The sequence below is a fragment of the Pseudomonas emilianonis genome (genome assembly GCF_023072625.1).
GTDB classification, from domain to species: Bacteria; Pseudomonadota; Gammaproteobacteria; order Pseudomonadales; family Pseudomonadaceae; genus Aquipseudomonas; species Aquipseudomonas paraveronii.
In genome coordinates, this window is the sequence record NZ_JAKNRV010000480.1 from 1 (window position 1) to 3342 (window position 3342).

Below are 3342 nucleotides of genomic sequence, written 5' to 3' on the forward strand. Positions count from 1 at the left end.
GATCGGCTGCGTCCCACTCAAAGCGATAGCTTTCGCCGTTTTCATTGGTCAGTTTCAGCAGTCGCCCGTAGGCGTCGTGATCGAAGCTGACGAAGCGGTTATGCGCATCCCAGCGTTGTTTGACCTGCCCGCTCATACACCGCGCTTTCAACACAGCGCAAACGGCCATCTGCATCACGTCATCAGCGTCGACGCCCCCAAGGAAGCCCTGGATTTCCTCTGTCTCTGGCTCAACGCCTCGGCGCCGGGCGGGCTGCGCGCGGAACTGCAAGCGCGCCAACTGGCCAGCACCCTGCAGGCGTCCGTGCTTTACCACTTCGCCGGGCAAGCGTTACTGGACCTCGACTTTACCCTCGGCGCGCAAAGCGACGCGGCGACGCAGATCGAAGCACTGTTGTACGACTGGTTGAGCTTTTTCGCACACAGCGACTGGACTTCTCTGCGCGAGGAATTCGCCCTGCTCAACGCGCGTCAACAGCAGATCCAAGGCGCCCTCGCATTGGCGAGGCATGACAGCGAAGCACTCGAAGCGTGCTTGTCGGAGCACCACGTTGCGGCCCTCAAGGCCCTGCTCGACGCCCTGCCGCTGCAAGCCTACCGACATGGGTGGCAACTGCCGCCCAACAATCCGTTCCTGCGCCCACCCGTAAAAGACGAGCGCGCCGGCCTGATTCGCGGCCAGACCAGCGCGCACCGGGGCCTGCGCACTTTTGCCCAGGACCGTTCCCGGGGGCGGCGAGAGCTGTCGGCGTTGTCGTTCAGCCCGGCGTTGGCCGATGACCATGATGAAGGCGCGCTCTACCTGCGTTGGCGGCTTGATTGCCCGCTCCCAACGGCGCTGGAAAACGCCCTGCAGCCGTTGCGCGAAAATGCCCGCCAGGCCGGTGTCGACTTATCCTTCGATTCGATCGGCAATGACTGGCTTGTGAAAATGGTCGGTCTTCACCAGCCCATGCCGGCGATACTCGATGAACTCGCACGCAGCCTGAACCCGCCCGAAGATGATCTGCGGCCGGGCCCTGCCGCCACACCGCTGATTGCCATTCGGCAGTTGCTCAAGGCGTTGCCCGCGTGCTGTGCTGGCGTGCAGCCGAACACCCAAGCGCCCTCGATGTCGTGGACACGCGCACGCTGGGAAGGCATGGGCATTGGGCTGCCCGCCCACTGCGAAGCGGCGCTCAAGTCCGCCGCCGCCCGCTTGCCTGGGCAACCGGACACGCTCGAATGCGAATTCGCCAGCCTCAGCGGCCAGCATCTATGGCATGAGATCAATACCGATGCTCACGACGCAGCGTTGCTGCTGTTCTGCCCAACGCCGACGCAGTCCCTGGCAGATGAAGCCGCGTGGCGCCTGCTGGCGCACCTGCTCCAAGGGCCGTTCTACCAACGTGTGCGGGTAGAGCTGCAAATCGGCTACGCGGTGTTCAGCGGTATCCGACAGATCAATGGGCAAACTGGCCTGCTGTTTGGCGTGCAATCCCCCAGTGTTTCCCTTGAAGGGATCATGGAGCACCTGCGGACCTTCCTCGCACAATTGCCGGCATTGATCGACGCCAGCGACAACCTCGGCCGCCCGGCGCTGGCGCAACAATTCACGGCGCAAGCGCTGCCCATCGCCCAGGCCGCCGAATTGTTGTGGCAGGCGCGCCTGGCCGGCCATCCGTCGGATTATCTCGCGCGGCTTCAACACGCAATCCAAGCCCTTAGCCGGGAGGACTTGCAACGCGCCGCCCAACAGTTACAGGACGCTGCAGGTGGCTGGCACTGTATCGCCAACGGCCCGCGCATTAGCGATGGTTGGCAATCGGCGGGCTGATCATTGCCGCCCCTGCAATAGGCTTTTTCCACCAAGACAGCGCTAACTTTGAAAAAAATGCGTAATATTCCTACCAGCACATCTGAACATCTCCGATTGGAGGTGGACTATATGTATTACTTGGTAGTAAACGTCCCATCCCTTCGTAGGAGTAAGAATATGACTTGGTCCAAACCTGCTTACACTGATCTGCGCATCGGTTTCGAAGTGACTATGTACTTCGCCAGCCGCTGATTGGCTGGGTAATACAACGCCTCGGCCCGTCCGGGGCGTTTTTGTTTTCAGCTTTGCTTGATGGAGCGGCCATGTTTGTCCAGATTCTAGGTTCCGCCGCCGGCGGCGGCTTCCCGCAGTGGAACTGCAACTGCGTGAACTGCGCAGGCTTTCGTGATGGCAGCCTGCGAGCTCAGGCGCGTACTCAGTCATCCATCGCGATTTCCGACGATGGCGTGAACTGGGTGCTGTGCAATGCCTCGCCGGATATCCGCGCACAACTGCAGGGCTTCGCGCCGATGCAACCCGGCCGCGCCCTGCGCGACACCGGCATCAGCGCGATCATCCTGATGGACAGCCAGATCGACCACACCACCGGCCTATTGAGCCTGCGCGAAGGTTGCCCGCACCAGGTGTGGTGTACCGACATGGTCCATGAAGACCTCAGCAGCGGTTTCCCGCTGTTCACCATGCTCACCCATTGGAACGGCGGCCTGGCCTGGAACCGCATCGAGCTGGACGCCAGCTTCACCATCCCGGCCTGCCCCAACCTGCGTTTCACCCCGCTGCCGCTGCGCAGTGCCGCGCCACCGTATTCGCCGCACCGCTTCGACCCGCACCCCGGCGACAATATCGGCCTGATCGTCGAAGACCTGCGCACCGGCGGCAAACTGTTCTACGCCCCGGGCCTGGGCAAGGTTGACGCGCCGTTGCTGGACATCATGGCCGGCAGCGACTGCCTGCTGGTGGACGGCACCATGTGGGACGATGATGAAATGCAGCGCCGTGGCGTCGGCACCCGCACCGGCCGCGAGATGGGCCACCTGTCGCAGAACGGACCAGGCGGCATGCTCGAAGTGCTGGAACACCTGCCGAAGCAGCGCAAGGTGCTTATCCACATCAACAACACCAACCCGATCCTCGATGAAGATTCTCCCGAGCGGGCCGAGCTGGTGCGGCGCAATGTCGAAGTGGCTTACGATGGCATGAGCATTGAATTGTAGGAGCATACGACATGACTGACACACCGTTGACGCCCGCCGAGTTTGAGCATGCCCTGCGGGCCAAGGGCGCCTTCTACCATATCCATCACCCGTACCACGTGGCGATGTATGAAGGCCGCGCCACCCGCGAGCAGATCCAGGGCTGGGTCGCGAACCGTTTCTACTATCAGGTGAACATTCCGCTGAAGGATGCCGCGATCCTGGCTAACTGCCCGGACCGCGAAATCCGCCGCGAGTGGATTCAGCGCCTGCTCGACCACGATGGCGCCCCCGGCGAAGACGGCGGCATCGAAGCCTGGCTGCGCCTGG

3 protein-coding genes and 1 pseudogene are annotated in these 3342 nt (G+C 62.5%); all 4 read left to right on the forward strand.

Translation table 11 applies throughout. The features are described 5' to 3' along the window. Positions 1 to 100 precede the first annotated feature (100 nt). On the forward strand, positions 101 to 1816 hold the full coding sequence (pqqF, locus tag L9Z73_RS27935) for a pyrroloquinoline quinone biosynthesis protein PqqF (protein WP_430624320.1): 1716 nt from the start codon (positions 101 to 103) through the stop codon (positions 1814 to 1816). A 159-nt stretch (positions 1817 to 1975) separates the two neighbouring features. Continuing rightward, entirely contained in the window at positions 1976 to 2050 is a 75-nt protein-coding gene (gene pqqA / locus L9Z73_RS27940) for a pyrroloquinoline quinone precursor peptide PqqA (protein ID WP_003194766.1), read from the forward strand. A gap of 71 nt (positions 2051 to 2121) precedes the next feature. Further along, complete coding sequence (pqqB, locus tag L9Z73_RS27945) at positions 2122 to 3033, forward strand: pyrroloquinoline quinone biosynthesis protein PqqB (protein ID WP_247407952.1); 912 nt, start codon at positions 2122 to 2124, stop codon at positions 3031 to 3033. Between the two features lie 11 nt (positions 3034 to 3044). Continuing rightward, positions 3045 to 3342 (forward strand): annotated as a pseudogene (locus L9Z73_RS27950) (pyrroloquinoline-quinone synthase PqqC); the annotation flags it as partial.

Bases quoted from the DNA above. Each gene is read 5' to 3' on its own strand.
- pqqB (WP_247407952.1), top strand. From the start codon at position 2,122: ATGTTTGTCCAGATTCTAGGTTCCGCCGCCGGCGGCGGCTTCCCGCAG.
- pqqF (WP_430624320.1), top strand. From the start codon at position 101: ATGCGCATCCCAGCGTTGTTTGACCTGCCCGCTCATACACCGCGCTTT.